This is a genomic window from Nostoc sp. DedVER02 (assembly GCF_034530675.2).
Classification (GTDB): domain Bacteria; phylum Cyanobacteriota; class Cyanobacteriia; order Cyanobacteriales; family Nostocaceae; genus Nostoc.
Genome location: NZ_JAVRCP020000034.1, coordinates 16,246 through 34,536, shown reverse-complemented (window position 1 = coordinate 34,536; position 18,291 = coordinate 16,246). Strand labels below are relative to the sequence as shown.

10 protein-coding genes are annotated in these 18,291 nt (G+C 42.1%); 7 read left to right on the top strand and 3 right to left on the bottom strand.

Annotated features, from left to right (window positions below; translation table 11 throughout):
* Window positions 1–142 precede the first annotated feature (142 nt).
* Complete coding sequence (locus RMZ41_RS25175; RefSeq protein WP_322644696.1) at window positions 143–1,105, top strand: amino acid ABC transporter substrate-binding protein; 963 nt, start codon at window positions 143–145, stop codon at window positions 1,103–1,105.
* A 121-nt stretch (window positions 1,106–1,226) separates the two neighbouring features.
* Window positions 1,227–1,808 (top strand): NAD(P)H-dependent oxidoreductase, encoded by a 582-nt coding sequence (locus RMZ41_RS25170; protein ID WP_322644697.1) that lies wholly within the window; start codon window positions 1,227–1,229, stop codon window positions 1,806–1,808.
* Between the two features lie 116 nt (window positions 1,809–1,924).
* On the opposite strand, the gene RMZ41_RS25165 is transcribed toward RMZ41_RS25170, so the two are convergent.
* Window positions 1,925–3,238, bottom strand: a complete 1,314-nt coding sequence (locus RMZ41_RS25165) for a hypothetical protein (RefSeq protein ID WP_322644698.1) — start codon at window positions 3,236–3,238, stop codon at window positions 1,925–1,927.
* Window positions 3,239–3,844: 606 nt separating this feature from the next.
* On the opposite strand from RMZ41_RS25165, the gene RMZ41_RS25160 reads away from it, so the two are divergent.
* The 5 genes from RMZ41_RS25160 to RMZ41_RS25140 all read left to right on the top strand — a co-directional run bounded on the left by RMZ41_RS25160 (window position 3,845) and on the right by RMZ41_RS25140 (window position 11,129).
* Window positions 3,845–5,227, top strand: a complete 1,383-nt coding sequence (locus RMZ41_RS25160; RefSeq protein WP_322644699.1) for a CmpA/NrtA family ABC transporter substrate-binding protein — start codon at window positions 3,845–3,847, stop codon at window positions 5,225–5,227.
* 86 nt (window positions 5,228–5,313) lie between these two features.
* Window positions 5,314–6,153 (top strand): nitrate ABC transporter permease, encoded by an 840-nt coding sequence (gene ntrB / locus RMZ41_RS25155; protein WP_322644700.1) that lies wholly within the window; start codon window positions 5,314–5,316, stop codon window positions 6,151–6,153.
* A gap of 126 nt (window positions 6,154–6,279) precedes the next feature.
* A complete protein-coding gene (locus tag RMZ41_RS25150) occupies window positions 6,280–8,280 on the top strand; it encodes a nitrate ABC transporter ATP-binding protein (RefSeq protein WP_322644701.1) in 2,001 nt (666 codons plus the stop codon).
* Between the two features lie 490 nt (window positions 8,281–8,770).
* Entirely contained in the window at window positions 8,771–9,628 is an 858-nt protein-coding gene (locus RMZ41_RS25145; protein ID WP_322644702.1) for a nitrate ABC transporter ATP-binding protein, read from the top strand.
* 175 nt (window positions 9,629–9,803) lie between these two features.
* Window positions 9,804–11,129, top strand: coding sequence for a DUF58 domain-containing protein (locus RMZ41_RS25140; RefSeq protein WP_322644703.1), 1,326 nt, complete (start codon window positions 9,804–9,806; stop codon window positions 11,127–11,129).
* A 40-nt stretch (window positions 11,130–11,169) separates the two neighbouring features.
* Here RMZ41_RS25140 and RMZ41_RS25135 read toward each other — a convergent pair whose 3' ends face one another.
* Together RMZ41_RS25135 and RMZ41_RS25130 are read right to left on the bottom strand one after the other, a co-directional pair.
* A complete protein-coding gene (locus RMZ41_RS25135) occupies window positions 11,170–13,167 on the bottom strand; it encodes a calcium-binding protein (protein WP_322734432.1) in 1,998 nt (665 codons plus the stop codon).
* Window positions 13,168–13,448: 281 nt separating this feature from the next.
* The gene (locus tag RMZ41_RS25130; RefSeq protein WP_322644705.1) at window positions 13,449–17,333 is read right to left on the bottom strand and encodes a calcium-binding protein; all 3,885 of its coding nucleotides are present in this window, start codon (window positions 17,331–17,333) and stop codon (window positions 13,449–13,451) included.
* Between the last annotated feature and the right edge of the window lie 958 nt (window positions 17,334–18,291).

Sequence of the window (18,291 nt, the reverse complement as noted above, 5' to 3'; positions counted from 1 at the left end):
AGAACAATTGAAAAAATAATGAAAGTAGTCAAGGTTATATTATTTCTGTTTGAAGATTGTGAAGAATCATTTCTAGAACTGCTTAATTGGTAATTGACAGAGATAATTTTTTTACTTTGATTGTGTGCCTAAAGACTTGAATATGTTTGTTAATACTAAAATAAATTTCTCGTGTTTACCTGCTTTTACTAAGTCGAAGGTATATAGAAACCTTGCGCCTGTGATATTCAGTTTGATATTACCAGCATTCGTGTCTGGTGTTGCAGGGGCAGAAACTGTGATGCAAAAAGTAGCACGTACAGGAGTATTAACAGCTGGTACAAGTAGAGATGCTTTACCTTTTGCTTATAGTGACAATCAAGGAAAATTGATTGGTTATTCTGTGGATATGCTGACTTTGATTCAGAAGCAGTTAGAGAAAGAATTAGGCAAAAAAATTCAACTTAAATTAGTTGGAGTTAGCCCAGCAGAAAGAATTCCCAAGATAATTAACCGACAAGTGGATATTGTCTGTGATGCTAGTAGCTTTACTTGGGAGCGAGATAAAAAGGTTGATTTTTCAATCAGCTATGGTGTTACAGGTACTCAAATTTTAATTAAGAAGGACAGCAATTTAGGTTCTCCTGAATCTCTGATTAATAAACGTGTGGGTGTACTGGCTGGAACTACCAACGAACAAGCTATCAAGGAGATCCAACCCCAAGCTAAACTTGTATATTTTAAGACTAGAGCAGAAGGATTTACTGCTTTAGAACAGGGTACAATTGACGCTTTGGCATCCGATAGCATTATTATAGAGGGATGGTTACAAACAGCAAAAAATCAAGATAGTTTTGCGATCGCACCACCTCGTCCCTATTCACGAGAAGGAATTGCTTGCATGGTTCCTGAGAATAACTCTAAATTCCTCGATTCTGTGAACTATTCTCTCGTCAAGTTTATGCAAGGATTTGTCAACGATAACCCCAAATATGTGGCAATTTTTGACCGTTGGTTTGGTTCTCAAGGTGTTGTATTTCTAAATCGGGACTTACGTGATTTAGCTGTGGAAACCATGCAATTGATGATAGAGTTTCACGAAGAGATTCCCCAGAAAGATTTGTAGGCTGATGGTTGTGGAGTGGGCAACATGAGCGCTGCGATCGCGCAAGTTGTATATGTAATAGTTTACAACCAGTAGATGGTAAATTCAACTTGTGGCTAGACGTTGTTACCGAGCATTCATCATGAGCTTCAAAACATTAGTCTTCTATGGTTCCTACAGGAGCGATCGCCAGGGCATCAAAGCTGCCAGATTCACGATCGATCAGCTTAAGCAAAGAAACCATGAGGTGATTTTTGTAGATGCAAAGGAGTATGACTTTGGCATTTTAGACCGGATGTATAAGGAGTATGATTTAGGTCAGGCTCCTGCAAAGATGGAAGAATTGGCAGAGCATATCCGAACAGCAGATGGTTTTGTAGTTGTTGCGGGAGAATATAACCATTCCATTCAGCCAGGGTTGAGCAATCTGATGGATCACTATCTAGAAGAATACTTTTTCCGCCCGGCTGGGATTGTTTCCTACTCAACAGGTGGCTTTGGAGGAGTTCGGGCAGCCATACAGTTACGTGCTTTTCTGTCAGAGATGGGAATGTGTACGATTTCCAGTATTTTTGCTATTTCCAAAATTGGGGACTCTCTGGATGAAACAGGCGCTTCAGGGGCGATCGCTTTGACGAAGAGAGTCGGTCAATTTTTGGATGAATTAGAGTGGTATGAAGAAGCATTGCAACGCCAAAGAAAAGAAAAAGGCAACCCATTCTAATCAAGTCAGGATGGGTGTTAAGTAATAGTTATCAGCTTGTGATACTATTTCTCTAATTCCTTTCTGGGCAAGCTTTCTGGAGCGATCGCCGTCGAACTCACCTTAATGGAATAGACTCATGAATGGCTCTCCGGTGGATTCTCTTCTTGTGTTGGAAGTGGTTGTTCAGGTACGCTATCTTCTTGGGATGTAGATTCCACCCTTGTTGTCATACCGTGCTGTTCTTGCCCTCTAAGTCCTAGATATGTGGCGGCGCTGATTCCTTGTAGTGTCAGAAGTGTTTCATCAAATTCCGGCATTGCCAGATTTTTAATTACCTCCCAAACAAAGAATAGTCCGATCGCAATTGTCCAAATAAATGTTTGGAAGCGATGAAAGTTGACTCCATTAATATCCGATAATATGTCATAGAAAAATCCCTCAGAAATGCGTTGACTACCTTTTCTCTTTCTTTCATTACCCTGTCCATCAATTAATGAAGTACCAAATGCAGTTACAGAGTTAATTCCTAATAAAACTAGTGATTGACTTGTCAAAATATTGGTATAATCTCCTGTTATGCCGTAAATAATCAGATAAGCGCCAAAAATTAGAAATGTCCAAAAAGCAAGTTGAGATATCGATAAACTGAAGGGGTTTCTGTTTAATTTTTTTCTACCAAGGAAAAATTGAGCAATTCGGCTTTGCCGATTCTCTTTATCAAGATCAGCCTTTTCAGGTATCAACAGTTCTTGACCGCCAACCACCTCTTTTTGAGAGTAAACCCCTTCTATTCCAGCGCTACGAAGAGTACTGCGGCAATACCTAATAAATATTAATACAATAGCTACAAGTAAAAATAGACACAACCAAAATCGCCACGAAAACAGCACTATTTTTAATTGAGGAGGTGATAGAGGATCGCTCACCGGAATCGCCAGCTTTCGAGGACAGCCTACCCCTGCTATCGCATTAATACTATATCTATTTGCTCTCCCAAGAAGCGCATTCCATGCAGTTTCGGACGAGTCGGTACGTTCAAGTCGAAAGGCTAACCAATTATCATCAACAATTGTCTGTTGATCTTTACCTGGAACCCTGACAATGACTGGTTCTCCGTGGACATCCTCTAGTTCATAGCCATCTAGATACAACACTAATTGCCGAGGATCAAATGTATTGGTGGCATTAGCCGTTGTACTTCTAGTAGCTGCTGATAATCCTTCAACTCTTATCCTGATGCGATCGCCCATTTTAACTTGGTTAAGTCCATTGTCGGCAATTACTTGTTGAGTTTTCAGGCTAGGAGGTACTGAACATATCTGACGCGATGCCAAGTTTACAGCAGGGCCATCAGAACTATCTTGAGCAATGGCTGTAAAGTTGATAGAAACAATCGACAGAAAAACCAACAAAAAAATAGCAGTAAATCTTTTAACATTTTTATACATTACTCGGTATTCCAGCAACAGTGATTATTCTGTGGGTAGTGTAACCGTAGTTGAGTCATTCCGTATATTAAAAAACTTGTCTAAAAAACAATACATCCCCCGCTTACCCCCTTGGTGCTAGCTCCCTAAATCATAATGTTAAAACTATAGTAGTTATAAATTAAAACTTATACATAACAAAATCCAACCTAAAATTAAATAAAAAAATAAGCAAAGAGAGAAGATCATAATATCAATATGATAGTCACCATAAATAAAAGTTTATATATTTGAAGTTATTCCTATAGTTAAGAGAAATAGATAAGTTTTTCCTTATACATCCAATCTAATATTTGTTTAATAATTCGAGGTAGCGAGTGAACTAATTTGGCTTCAAAGGCTGTAAACTGATTTCAACAAGGTGAATGATGTCTCTGCGTCACATTAGAGCAGAGCCAATAAATTAGCCGAGTTTTTATATAGGTAGCCGCGTCATTGATGAAATGGCTGCGTTTACATTGGCAAATATAGCTTGATTAATCATTAGACAATGCAAGAAACATAACGTTTTTCTTGCCTAAATTGTCATAGCTATAAAAAATAAAATTTACCTTGAAAGGAGATATTATGACAGAATTTTTTAATCAAATTTCCCGTCGAAAATTTATCTTTGCAGCCGGGGCATCTGCGAGTGCTGTATTCCTCAAAGGCTGTTTGGGCAATCCCCCTGACAATCTAACTGGTGGAAGCAGTCAAGCACAACCAACTGCTCAATCGGTTTCTAATATTAGTCCTGAACAAACACCAGAAACTACTACAGTTAAATTAGGATATATACCCATTGTAGAAGCGGCTCCTTTAATTATTGCTAAAGAAAAAGGCTTTTTTGCAAAGTATGGCATGACAGATGTTGGCCTTTCCAAACAAGCTTCTTGGGGTGCAGCCAGAGATAACGTAGAAATTGGTTCGGCGGGTGGTGGTATAGATGGTGGTCAATGGCAGATGCCAATGCCACATTTAATTTCCGAAGGTTTAATTACCAAGGGAAATAAAAAAATTCCCATGTATGTCTTATGTCAATTGATTACACATGGTAATGGAATTGCGATCGCAAACAAGCACCAAGGCAAAGGTATTAGTTTAGAATTAGCCAGCGCCAAATCCCTATTCAAGGAATTAAAATCTTCAACCCCCTTCACCGCAGCATTTACCTTTCCCCATGTCAATCAAGATTTGTGGATTCGCTACTGGTTAGCAGCAGGTGGCCTAGATCCAGATGCAGATGTCAAATTGCTGACAGTACCTGCGGCGCAAACTGTAGCCAACATGAAAACAGGAACAATGGATGCCTTTAGTACAGGCGACCCCTGGCCATATCGTCTGGTACAAGACAAAATTGGCTACGTAGCAGCATTAACCGCAGAGATTTGGAAAAATCATCCTGAAGAATATCTCGCTATGAGAGGTGACTGGGTTGATAAAAATCCCAAAGCTACCAAAGCGATTTTAAAAGGAATCATGGAAGCCCAACAATGGTTAGATAATTTTGATAATCGCAAAGAAGCCGCTAAAATTCTCGCTGGACGGAATTATTTCAATCTTCCTTCACCGGAAATTCTGGCCGATCCATACCAAGGTAAATATGACATGGGTGATGGTCGTAAAATTGATGATAAATCAATGGCGGCTTATTACTGGAAAGATGAAAAAGGTAGTGTTTCCTATCCATATAAGAGTCACGATTTATGGTTCATAGTTGAAAACGTTCGCTGGGGATTCTTGCCAAAAGATTATATTGCCAATAATGGTGCTAAAGCCAAGGAATTAATCAACAAAGTCAACCGCGAAGATATTTGGAAAGAAGCTGCTAAAGAAGCTGGGATTCCTGCTGCTGATATTCCCACAAATACATCGCGTGGTGTAGAAGAGTTTTTTGATGGCATCAAATTCGACCCCGAAAAGCCAGAAGAATATTTGAAGAATTTGAAAATCAAAAAAGTCAGTGTTTAGAGAGAGGCACGATTAAACTCTTGTAGAGACGCGATTCATCGCGTCTAAAACAAATAACAAATAAAATTTGCGGAGAAGACAACATCATGACAATAGCTCAAAAACGCCCTGCAAGCCCTAGATTGAATAATAGCTTTATATCCGGTCTGCAAAAACAATTTCCTAATCTAATACCACCAGCGATCGCGATCGCAATCTTCTTGATTCTCTGGCAACTCTTTGCTTGGACTCCAGGTGCTACATTACCAGGGCCAATACAGGTTATTCAAGACACTTGGGTTCTCATTTTCTGGCCATTTTATGATCGGGGGGGGCTTGATAAAGGTTTATTTTGGCAGATTCTCGCTAGTCTGCAACGGGTTGCGATCAGTTATACCCTAGCTGCGATCGTTGGTATTGGCTTAGGCATTTTGATTGGGGTTAATAAAACCATGTCAAAAGCTTTAGACCCCATCTTTCAACTACTGCGGACAGTACCACCTCTAGCTTGGGTTCCCATTTCTTTAGCAGCTTTACGACAAAACGAACCAGCCGCCTTATTCGTAATTTTCATTACTGCAATTTGGCCTATCTTAATTAACACTGCTGTCGGTGTTACCCAAATTCCCCAAGATTACAACAACGTCGCCAAAGTTCTGCAACTTAGCCGCAAAGAATATTTCACTAATATTTTGATTCCGGCGGCATTACCCTACATATTTACCGGCTTGAGAATTGCGATCGGTTTAGCTTGGTTAGCGATTATCGCCGCCGAAATCGTCATGTCCGGTATTGTCGGAATCGGTTTCTTTATCTGGGACGCTTATCAAAATAACAACGTCAGCGAAGTAATTTTAGCCCTAGTTTATATCGGTGTCGTTGGTTTACTCCTAGATAAAGCGATGGGTTGGCTGCAAAACAAGATTTTACCAGCAGAGCAAAAATAGTCATTGGTCATTGGTCATTGGTCATTAGTCATTTGTAAAAAGCTAAGGACTAATGACTAAGTACGTACTAAGGACTAATGGCAAAAGACAAAGGACAAATACCAAATACCAAATACCAAATATCTTATGTTTGTAGCTGTCGATCAAATTGAAAAAGTTTTTGAATTAACTGGTGGTGGCAAATATATCGCCCTTAAAGGAATCGACCTCCAAATAAAAAAAGGAGAATTCGTTTCTTTAATTGGTCACTCCGGTTGCGGTAAATCCACTCTATTAAATATGATTGCAGGTTTGGATTTACCAACTGAGGGTCTTGTCACCTTAGAAGGACAAAGAATCACCAAACCTGGCCCAGATAGAATGGTGGTGTTCCAAAATTATTCGCTATTACCTTGGCGGACGGTAAGAGAAAATATTGCCCTCGCTGTAGATTCGGTAATGAAGGGCGTACCAGCTGATGAGCGAAATGCTATTGTCGAAAAACATATTAATATGGTGGGTTTGCGTCCCCATGCAGACAAACAGCCGGGGATGTTATCAGGTGGGCAAAAGCAGCGAGTTGCGATCGCCCGCGCCCTAGCAATTCGCCCGAAATTACTCTTGCTAGATGAACCCTTTGGTGCATTAGATGCACTCACACGCGGCAATTTGCAAGAACAACTGATGCAAATCTGCGAAGAAAATCAAGTTACCGCCGTGATGGTTACACATGATGTAGATGAAGCGGTGCTGTTATCTGACAGAATCGTGATGCTAACCAACGGCCCCGAATCTAAAATTGGTGACATTTTAGAAGTTGATATTCCCAGACCCCGCAAGCGGATGGAAGTAGTAGAACATCCCAGTTACTACAGCTTGCGGAGTGAGATGATTTACTTCCTCAATCAGCAAAAACGGATCAAAAAAATTCGGGCGCGGAAAACTGCCGACATTGCCCGTCATGGATTAGAAAAAGTTAACCTAGAAATTGGCTTTTTACCTCTGACAGCTTGCGCCCCCTTAGCAGTTGCTAAAGAAAAAGGCTTCTTTCTCAAACATGGTTTAGATGAAGTTAACCTCGTGCGGGAAAGTAGCTGGCGGGGTATAGAAGATGGCATCAGTGGTGGTTACTTAGATGCGGCTCAAATGCCTTCAGGGATGCCGATGTGGTTAACCTTGGGAGGACATAATAACCAACCTCTGCCCGTTGTCACCGCCCTTACCATGACTCGCAACGGTAACGCCATTACCTTGGCAAAACGCTTTTACGACGAAGGTGTGCAAAGCTTATCAGATTTCAAAAGATACCTGCTTCGCACCCGTGAACAACGGCACACAATGGGAGTAGTACATGCCGCATCGATGCACAACTTACTGCTGCGTTACTGGCTAGCGGCTGGTGGAATTGACCCAGATTGCGATGTGGACATGAAGACCATTCCCCCAGCGCAGATGGTAGCCGACCTCAAAGCTGGAAGCATTGATGGTTACTCCGTGGGTGAACCTTGGAACTACCGGGCTGCTGTGGAAAATGTCGGCTTTACCATCGCTACTGACTTAGAAGTTTGGCTGGGACACCCCGGTAAAGTTCTTGGTGTGCGGGAAGATTGGGCAGAAAATTATCCAAATACGCATATTGCCTTAACCAAAGCTTTGTTAGAAGCTTGCGTATATTGTGCAAATCCCGAAAATACCCAAGAAATTCGCCGAATTTTAGCAGGACGAGATTACGTCAGCACTGATTTAGAATATATTCAACTCGAAGATCCAGATAGTCTCAGCTGTGACTTAGACCATCCGTTGCGAGACTATGCCCATCACCAGTTTTATTCTGAATCTGCCATTAACCGCCCCAGCCGCACCGAACAAATTTGGATTATGAGTCAATTGGCGCGTTGGGGTGACACTCCCTTCCCCAGAAATTGGGTAGAAGTTGTTGAACGGGTTTGTCGAGTGCGTGTTTTCAGCACCGCCGCACGAGAATTAGGTTTGGATATTAGCTATATTCGCCAACCGATTAAACTGTTCGATGGTACTCCCTTTAACGCCGACGAGCCGATCGCCTATCTCAACAGCTTGAAAATTAAACGTGATTTTTCAGTCGCGGAAGTTGTTCTTGATGCACCAAGAAGGAGACTCGCCTCATAAAAAAATCGTGAGAGAAAGAGGGAGGGGGAGAAATAGGACATCACACGCGAACCTCTGAACTCCGTTAATGAGGCTTTGAACTCCATTAATGAACCTCTGAACTCCATTAATGAGGCTTTGAACTCCATTAATGAACCTCTGAACTCCATTAATGAGGCTTTGAACTCCATTAATGAGGCTTTGAACTCCATTAATGAACCTCTGAACTCCATTAATGAACCTCTGAACTCCATTAATGAACCTCTGAACTCCATTAATGAACCTCTGAACTCCATTAATGAACTTCTGAACTCCGTTAATGATATCTGACTTTTCACCCACCTCATGTAGAAAAACCAGCAAAAGACCTAACCCCCTACCCCCTTCCCTTGTAGAGAAGGGGGAAAATTCAAAGCCTCTCCCCTTCTAGGGGAGAGGTTTGGAGAGAGGTCAGAATATTCATTTGCACATCGCCTAAATTTAGCTTTTTAATCCCCAAATACCAAATACTATGCAAAACCGCAACTCAACAGCTACAAACACATTAGGAAAACCATTCGTAACTGCAACCACCACCCACAGACCTTTCCTAGAAATTAAAGACGTTACCAAAGTTTATCCTACAAAGAAAGGCCCCTTCACCGTACTTGATGGCGTTAACCTCAACGTCGAACAAGGCGAATTTATTTGCCTCATCGGCCACTCCGGCTGTGGCAAATCGACACTATTAAATATGGTATCTGGCTTTAACTTTCCCACATCCGGCGAAGTCTTACTCGAAGGAGAACCAATTACCAAGCCAGGCCCAGACAGGATGGTTGTCTTCCAAAACTATGCCCTACTACCCTGGCGGACTGCTTTTGAAAACATCTATTTAGCTGTTAACGCCGTTTATCCCAACAAACCACAAGCTGAAAAAAGAGCGATCGTGCGCGATCATCTAGCAATGGTGGGACTGGGTGATGCAATGGAAAAGAAACCAATGCAAATGTCCGGCGGGATGAGACAACGGGTTTCCATCGCCCGTGCTTTAGCGATTCGTCCCAAAGTCTTAATTTTAGATGAACCCTTTGGGGCGCTGGATGCCATCACCAAAGAAGAATTACAAGAAGAATTGCTGAAAATTTGGGGCGATAACCGTTGTACAGTGCTGATGATTACCCATGATATCGACGAGGCACTATTTTTGGCAGATAAATTGGTAATGATGACTAACGGCCCACACGCGAAAATTGGCGAAGTCATGGAAATTCCCTTTTCTCGTCCACGCGATCGCGCCCGGATCATGGAAGATCCCCAATACTACCAACTACGTAATTATGCTCTAGATTTCCTCTTTAACCGCTTTGCCCATGATGACGTAGGTTAAACTAATTCGTAATTCGTAATTCGTAATTCGTAATTCCTAATTAAAGACCCCAGCCCCAACCCCTCCCCGCTTTTCGGGAGGGGTTGGGGCTGGGGTTCTTCGAGTTTAATAAGCAATCAAGCGGACATGATATTAGTAATTAGTTAAACTAATCGTCATTCTCCTAATTTCTAAAATGGTTCCTTCCAAACGAGTTTATCTATTGCTAGTTTTAGGTATAGCGATTGCCCCGATCATATACTTTTTTCTTAGCATTAAAGCAGCGATCGCCATTATTGTCCTATTTGATGCCCTAATTCTCGGATTGATGGTTGCGGATGGTTTACAGGTGCGGCGTTCTCGCGTGCAAATTACCCGCGAATTACCATCCCGATTATCCATTGGGCGAGATAATCCGGTCATCCTAAAAGTAACATCACCAAAAACCAATGCCTTAATTGAAATCTGCGATTACTACCCAACAGGATTTGGTGTATCAGCATCTACACACCGGGCGATTATACCCAGTAATACCACCCAAGAATTGACGTATACCGTCAACCCAAAACAGCGCGGCGAGTTTCCTTGGGGAAATATTCAAGTCCGACAGTTAGGAATTTGGGGATTAGCTTGGGATGATTGGCAAATTCCTCAAAGTTTGCCAGTGAAAGTTTATCCTGATTTAGTGGGATTGCGATCGCTGACAATTCGTTTAACATTGCAATCATCAGGATCGATGCGCCAATCTCGCAAAACTGGTATTGGTACAGAGTTTGCCGAACTGCGAAACTATCGCACTGGTGACGATTTGCGGTTTATTGATTGGAAAGCTACCGCCCGTCGGGTTGGGGCTTATGGGAATGCAACGCCACTGGTGAGGGTTTTAGAACCAGAACAAGAACAAACTTTACTCATTTTGCTCGATCGCGGACGGTTGATGACCGCAAAGGTGCAGAATTTGCAGCGATTTGACTGGGGTTTGAATGCAACCTTATCCTTAGCATTGGCAGGATTACATCGAGGCGATCGCGTGGGTGTTGGTGTATTTGATCGCCAGATGCATACATGGATTCCCCCAGAACGCGGTCAACATCATTTAAATCAGTTAATCGATCGCCTAACTCCAATTCAACCAGTATTATTTGAATCTGATTATTTGGGGGCGGTAACAAATGTTTTGCAGCGTCAAACTCGCAGGGCGCTTGTAGTCGTGATTACCGACTTAGTGGATGTCACCGCCTCTACCGAACTCCTAGCTGCACTCTCCAAGCTAGCACCCCGCTATCTGCCATTTTGCGTAACTCTGCGAGATCCACAAGTCGATCATCTGGCACATACCTTTACAGATAATGTTACAAATACTTATACCCGTGCAGTGTCACTAGATTTATTAATGCAAAGACAAGTAGCATTCGCTCAATTGAAACAAAAAGGTGTATTAGTACTAGATGCGCCAGCAAATCAAATTGCCGATCAGGTAGTTGAGCGATATCTGCAACTCAAAGCACGGAATCAACTCTAATAGAGAGGCGAAATTAATTTCGCCTCTCTATTAATCAAGATTAAACAACCACAAAATTGTTGTTGGTTAATGACAATCCAGTTGATAATTGAGCAAATTTCACCTGAGCAAACCCAGTGTCACTGCCATCTTGGTCAAAGAACAGTCCACCTGTAGAATCATCATAGATGAATCGTTGAGCGATCGCAGTTGCAGATGTGCCGATGGTAAACTGACTTGTCTGAAGTGAACCTATTGATAAACCGCCACCAAAACCACTAGCTGATACCTGAATCAATTCATTTGTGGCATTGAAATCATAAATAGTGTCAACGCCTTCATTGTTGTAACTATTGAAAACAAAGGTATCAATCCCGCTCCCACCTATGAGGATGTCATTACCATTGCCACCTATGAGGGTATCATTGCCACTGCCACCATCAAGGGTGTTATTTCCTGTTGAGCGAGAGTCGAAGTTGGTCGTGCTAGAGTAGCTGCCAGAAATGTCAAAATAATCATTACCAGCACCTCCAGAGAGCAGGTTATTGCCTGATGAACCACCAGCCCTCAATGTATCGTCACCAGCACCTCCGTTGAGGGTGTTATTGCCTGATGAGCGAGAGCTGAAGAAGCCGTCCGTGACAGTGTAGAAGTAGCCAGAGATGTCAAAATAATCATTACCATCACCCCCAGAAAGGAGGTTATCACCTATTGAACCACCAGCCCTCAATGTATCGTCACCAGCACCTCCGTTGAGAGTGTTATTTCCTGTTGAGCTAGAGTTGAAGTAGGCCGTGCTGGAGTTGTAGCCAGAAAGGTCAAGATAATCATTACCATCGCCCCCAGAGAGCAGGTTATTGCCTTCTGAAACGCCAGCACTCAATGTATCGTCACCTGCACCTCCATTGAGGGTGTTATTGCCTGTTGAGCGGGAGTCATCTTGGCTGTAGGGGCCCGCCAAGTAGCCAGAGATGTCAAGAGAATCATTACCACTGCCCCCAGAGAGTAGGTTATCGCCTTCTGAACCGCCAGCAGACAATGTATCGTCACCTGCGCCTCCGTTGAGGGTGTTATTGCCTGTTGAGCGAGTGTCATACGTACCACGGTAACTGAGGTACCTGCCAGAGATGTCAAGAGAATCATTACCACTGCCCCCAGAGAGCAGGTTATCGCCTTTTGAACCGCCAGCCGTCAATGTGTCGTCACCTGCGCCTCCGTTGAGGGTGTTATTGCCTGTTGAGCGGGAGTCAGATATACCAAGATAAGCATAGTACCCGCCAAAGATGTCAAGAGAATCATTGCCATCGCCACCAGAGAGCAGGTTATCGCCCTTTGAACCGCTAGCCGTCAATGTATCGTTACCTGCGCCTCCGTTGAGGGTGTTATTGCCTGTTAAGCGAGAGTCGGATGAATTATAAACAAAGATACCAGAGACATCAAGATAATCATTGCCATCTCCCCCAAAGAGCAGGTTATTGCCAGCGCCACCCCGCAGCAAGTCGTTGCCACTTTTACCATCAATGATGTCATCACCTCCCTGACCATTGATGACATCATCTGAGTCATCAAAACCGCTAACGTTATTGTTCAAGTCGTTAAGGAAAGTGACTGTATTTTTATTGAAAATAGTGCTTTGGGTGGAATTGGCGTTGAAGACATCAAAGCTGTCTGTAGTGCTAGTTTGTCCATAAAACACAATATTGCCCAAGTCTACAGTGGCTCCTGTAGATATGCTGAGGTTATCCAGGTTTTCCAGGGCAAAGTTTTGTAGAATTACTGTACTATATAGACTATTTTGAAAGGTAATTTGCAGATTGCTGCCATTCTGGGTAAGCAGCAGATTTCGAGCAGTCAAGCCATTGCGTTGGAATATTAGGGTGTCCACTTCGGCAATGACTCCTGCTGTCGGATTTATTCCTTGACCCACGCCGCCAAAATCCGTAATATAAATCGCGTCGGTCGCGATATTGTAAATATCGTTGCCACCTCCACCAGTTAAGGTGTCGTAGTTTTGACCGACTAGGGTATCATTACCGTTGGTTCCAATGATATCTGCCATAAATTTTACCTACCTAAATTGATTTTTTCAGTAACTCTCAGTTCTTACAGTGCTGTCAGCGATGTTTTTGGGCACAAAAATTCACCAAAACTTGACGTTTTCGCTCCTCTTGAGAAACAATATATTTCTCGAAGATTCACCTATTTATTGCACTGAGCGATCAAATATCAGGTGCTAAAAATAGCATCTAATATTTTTTTGTACGTAGAGGTAATTCATGAATTGCCCCGACACCGTGTAGCTTTGTCTGGCTCCTAAATTTATTTTTTGGAAATCCCTAATTAAACAACTACAAAATTGTTGTTGGTTAGTGACAATCCAGTTGAGAGTTGGGCAAATTTTACCTGAGTAAACCCAGTGTCACTACCATCTTGGTCAAAGTACAGTCCACCTGTAGAATCATCATAGATGAATCGTTGAGCGATCACCGTTGCAGATGTGCCGATGGTAAATTGATTAGCTGAAAGTGAACCTGTTGATAACCCGCCACCAAAACCAGTAGTTGATACCTGAATTAATTCATTAGTGGCATTGAAATTATAAATACTATCTACACCTTCATTGTAACTATTGAAACCAAAGGTATCTGTACCATTCCCTCCTGCAAGGATGTCATTTCCGTTGCCACCATACAGGGTGTTATTACCGGAGGCATTATAGGCAAAGATATAATCATCACCGTTGTCACCATACAAGGTGTTATTCCCGGATGAATTATAGGCCAAAATATAATCATTGCCATCACCCCCTGATAGTAGATTATCGCCTGTTAAACCGCCAGTATTCAACGTATCGTCACCAGCGCCACCTTCTAGAGTGTTATTACTAAATGAGTCATAATTGTAGTATTCAGAGTTTCCTTCAGGAGATTCGTAGTTGTAGGAATAGCCAAGGATGTTAAGAGAATCATTACCATCACCTCCTAAAAGTAGGTTATTACCTCTTGAACCGTCAGCATTTAACGTATCGTCACCAGCACCGCCATTGAGGGTGTTATTGCCTGATGAGCGATAGTTAAAGAAGTCAGATTCGTAGTAGTACTTTTTGGTCAAGGTATAACCAGAGACATTAATAGAATCATTGCCATCACCTCCTAAGAGCAGGTTATCGCCTGTTGAACCACCAGCATTCAACGTATCGTTACCAGCGCCACCGTTGAGAGTGTTTTTGCCTGATGAGCGAGAGTCATAGTATTCGGAATATTCATCGTTGTAGGATAGGAGGTAGCCAGAGACATTAATAGAATCATTGCCATCACCCCCTAAGAGCAGGTTATCGCCTGTTGAACTGTCAGCGCTCAAGTTATCGTCACCAACGCCACCGTCGAGGGTGTTATTACCAGACAGCACAGAGGGTAAGTAGCTAGAGGCAAAGATATAATCATTGCCATCATCCCCTAAGAGTAGGTTATCACCTGTTGAACCGCCAGCATTCAACGTATCATTACCAGCGCCACCGTTGAGGGTGTTTTTGCCAAATGAACGAGAGTCATAGGGATTAGAGGGAGAGTAATCGTCGGAGAAATAGCCAGAGATGTCAAGAGAATCGTTACCATCATTCCCTAAGAGGAAGTTATCACCTTTTGAACCACCAGCATTCAACGTATCGTCACCAGCACCACCGTTGAGGCTGTTATTACCTGATGAGCGAGAGTCGTAGTAATTTTCGAGGTAGCCAGAGACGGTGATAGAATCATTGCCATCACCCCCAGATAGCAGGTTATCACCCGTTGAATCGTCAGCATTCAATTGATCATCACCAATACCACCATCAAGGGTGTTATTTCCCACACCGTCAACAAGAGTATCATTTCCCGCGCTGCCAATGAGAATATCATTTCCCGCACCACCTCTAAGCAGGTCATTACCGCTCAAGCCGTTGATGTAGTCATTACCCCCCTGACCATTAATGACATCATTGGAGTTATCAAAACCCGTGATGTTGTTATCGAGGTCATTCAGGAAGGTAACAGTGTCGCCTTTGAACAGGGTAGTTTGAGTGGAATCAGCATCAAACACATCGAAACTGTCGTTGATGCTGGTTTCTCCATCAAACAGAATATTGCCAATAGCTGGTTGTGAAGAAGTTGCTTGCAGATTATCCAAGTCTTCTAATTTGAAGTTTTGGAGAATGACTTTGTCATTAGTGAGAGATTGAAAGCTAATTTCTAAGTTGTTACCATTTTGAGTTAATAGCAGATTTTGAGCAGTTAAGCCACTACCTATAAATTGCAAAGTGTCTAAGAAAGCAATGACTGCCTCTGAGGGATTTGAGCCTTTACCCACACCACCGAAATCGGTGATAATATCAGTGCCGTAACTAGTGCTGTAGAGTAAGTTGTAAATAAATTGATCATTGCCTCCACCACCAGTTAGGGTGTCGTTATCATTCCCACCTGTCAAAACATTATTACCTGCACTGCCAGTAATCGTATCATTTCCAGAACCCCCGGAGAGTGTATCGTTGCCACTGTTGCTCACAATGTTGTCATCAAAGCGCGTACCTGAGATATTTAATCGTTCGATATTTTTGTAGTCAACCTGATACGTACCTGCCGTAATTTCTCCAATGTTATTAGTAGCATTGAAAGTCGTTGTGATACCCCCTGTAGCATTGCTGTAATTAACGAATAAAATATCGTCACCCTTTCCTCCATCTACGATATCTTTGCCACCATCGCCTGTGGAGAGTGTATCGTTGCCACTGTTGCCCACAATATTGTCATCAAAGCGCGTACCTGAGATATTTAATCGTTCGATATTTTTGTAGTCAACCTGATACGTGCCTGCCGTAATTTCTCCAATGTTAGTAGTAGTATTGAATGTAGTTTTGATCCCCTTTGTAGCTAATGTGTAATCGACAGACAACAAATCGTCATCTTTACCCCCATCTACCGTTTGAGCCACTAAATTAGAGGGGGCACTATCTGAGGATGTGGGGCTTAGATAGAAGGAATCATTGCCATCGCCACCAGAAAGTAAGTTATTTCCTGTTGCATATTCAGCCCTCAAGGTATCCTCACCAGCCCCACCCTTGAGGGTATTATTGCCTGATGAGGGGTAAAAAGACGGCCCACCACTACCCCCTATGACTATGCCAGAGACGGAGAGAGAATCATTGCCATCGCCACCAGAAAGTAAGTTATTGCCTGTCGAATACTCAGCCCTCAAGGTATCCTCACCAGCACCACCTTTGAGGGTATTATTACCTAATGAGCTAAAATTAAAGTACGATCTATAATACCTAAACCCAGAGGTAGAAAGGTAATCATTGCCATTGCCCCCAGAGAGAAAATTATTGCCCTCTTCAGACTCAGCATTCAAGGTATCATCACCAGCACCACCTTTTAGGGTGTTATTGCCTGAAGAGTTAACAACTTCGTATGGGTAGCTGCTATAAACATAAGAGGCGTAGAGAGAATCATTGCCATTGCCCCCAGAGAGGAAGTTATCGCCTTCTGAACCCCCAGCACTCAATGTATCGTTACCAGTGCCACCCTTGAGGGTATTCTTGCCTGTTGAGGAGTCAACATCCAAGATATCATCGCCCAGATCACCAATGAGAGTATTATTCCCAGCACCACCCCGCAGCAAGTCGTTGCCACTTTTGCCGTCAATGATATCATCACCCCCCTGACCATTTATGACATCATCTGAGTCGTCAAAACCATTAACATTATTGTTCAGGTCGTTAAGAAAGGTGACTGTATTTTTGTTGAAGACAGTGCTTTGGGTGGAGTTGGCATTGAAAACATCAAAGCGGTCTGTAGTGCTAGTTTGGTCAGAAAACACAATATTCGTCAAGTCTACAGTGGCTCCTGTAGATGTGCTGAGGTTATCGAGGTTTTCCAGGGCAAAGTTTTGCAAGGTGACTGTAGGACTGTAATAATAATTCTCATCAAAGGTGATTTGCAGATTGCTGCCATTCTGAGTAAGCAGCAGATATTTAGCAGTCAAACCAACACCTGAGAATGTTAAGGTATCAACTTCGGCAATGACTTCTGCTGTCGGATTTGTTCCTTGACCTACGCCACCAAAATCCGTAATAGTATAAGTGTAGCGAGAAGATTCGCCGTAGTAAATGTCATTGCCACCCCCACCAGTCAAGGTGTCGCCGTTGTTACCAAATAGGGTATCATTACCGTTGGTTCCGATGATATCTGCCATAACTTTTACCTGACTAAATTGATTTTTTAAGTAATTTCAGTTCTTTACACTGCTGTAAGTGATGTTTCCAGGCACGAAAATTCACAAAAACTTGACGTTTCGATACTCTTGAGAAACAGTAATATTTCTTGAAAATTCACCCTGAGAATGGAATTCTACGTAACAATTCTCGAACTTCTTGAACTTAGAGTTTAGTAAATAGGCAATTTAAGCCTTGACTGTCCAGAAGTCAATTCATGAATTAACCCTATATGTGTTGATGCGTAAGTCCTATAACTATTCTCTTACTATCTAAGCCTTAAGCACTATACAAATTAATCAAGCTGTGAATTTCAGATAATTGTTCAGTAGAAATCAGTGAACAACCATCAAAAAATCAAGCTTGAATGCCTAAAAACCAATTTTGATATTTGGTTTTTGCCAGTGCCTAAGTCCTACTAGTTTCAAAATGGGAAGCAGTTAACTTTTGATTGGGAAAGATATTTTTATGCCTCCTTGTAGGCTATTCTTTGTGAGTGCCGAGCTTGAACATAGAGAACATCTCAATTGCCTCAAAATAACTACATACTGAATATCTTACTTAGATGTCTATATTTAAATAACCGTCTTTGCATACTCTTCACATTGTTCGATGATAAATGTATACACAAATACTGAACTTTATCAATTCTTCATACTTTTCTACTTTCTAAGTAATAAGAAAGCATAAAACAGTAAAAAAGTTTGAAGGAGCAATGCAAAATCAATATTTTCCTTTTTAAATGGGGTGATGATGGAGATTGAGCGATTACTCTAGATTCTCAAAATTACAAACGCAGATATGAGCTAACTAAGTTAAAAGGTGTTGATGAATCAATACCTCATTCCGCAACACCTCTTTTTCTTAAAATTCATTACATTGAGCAATCAAATATGAGATGCTATTTATAGCATCTCATATTCTCTAGGTAAGTCAATT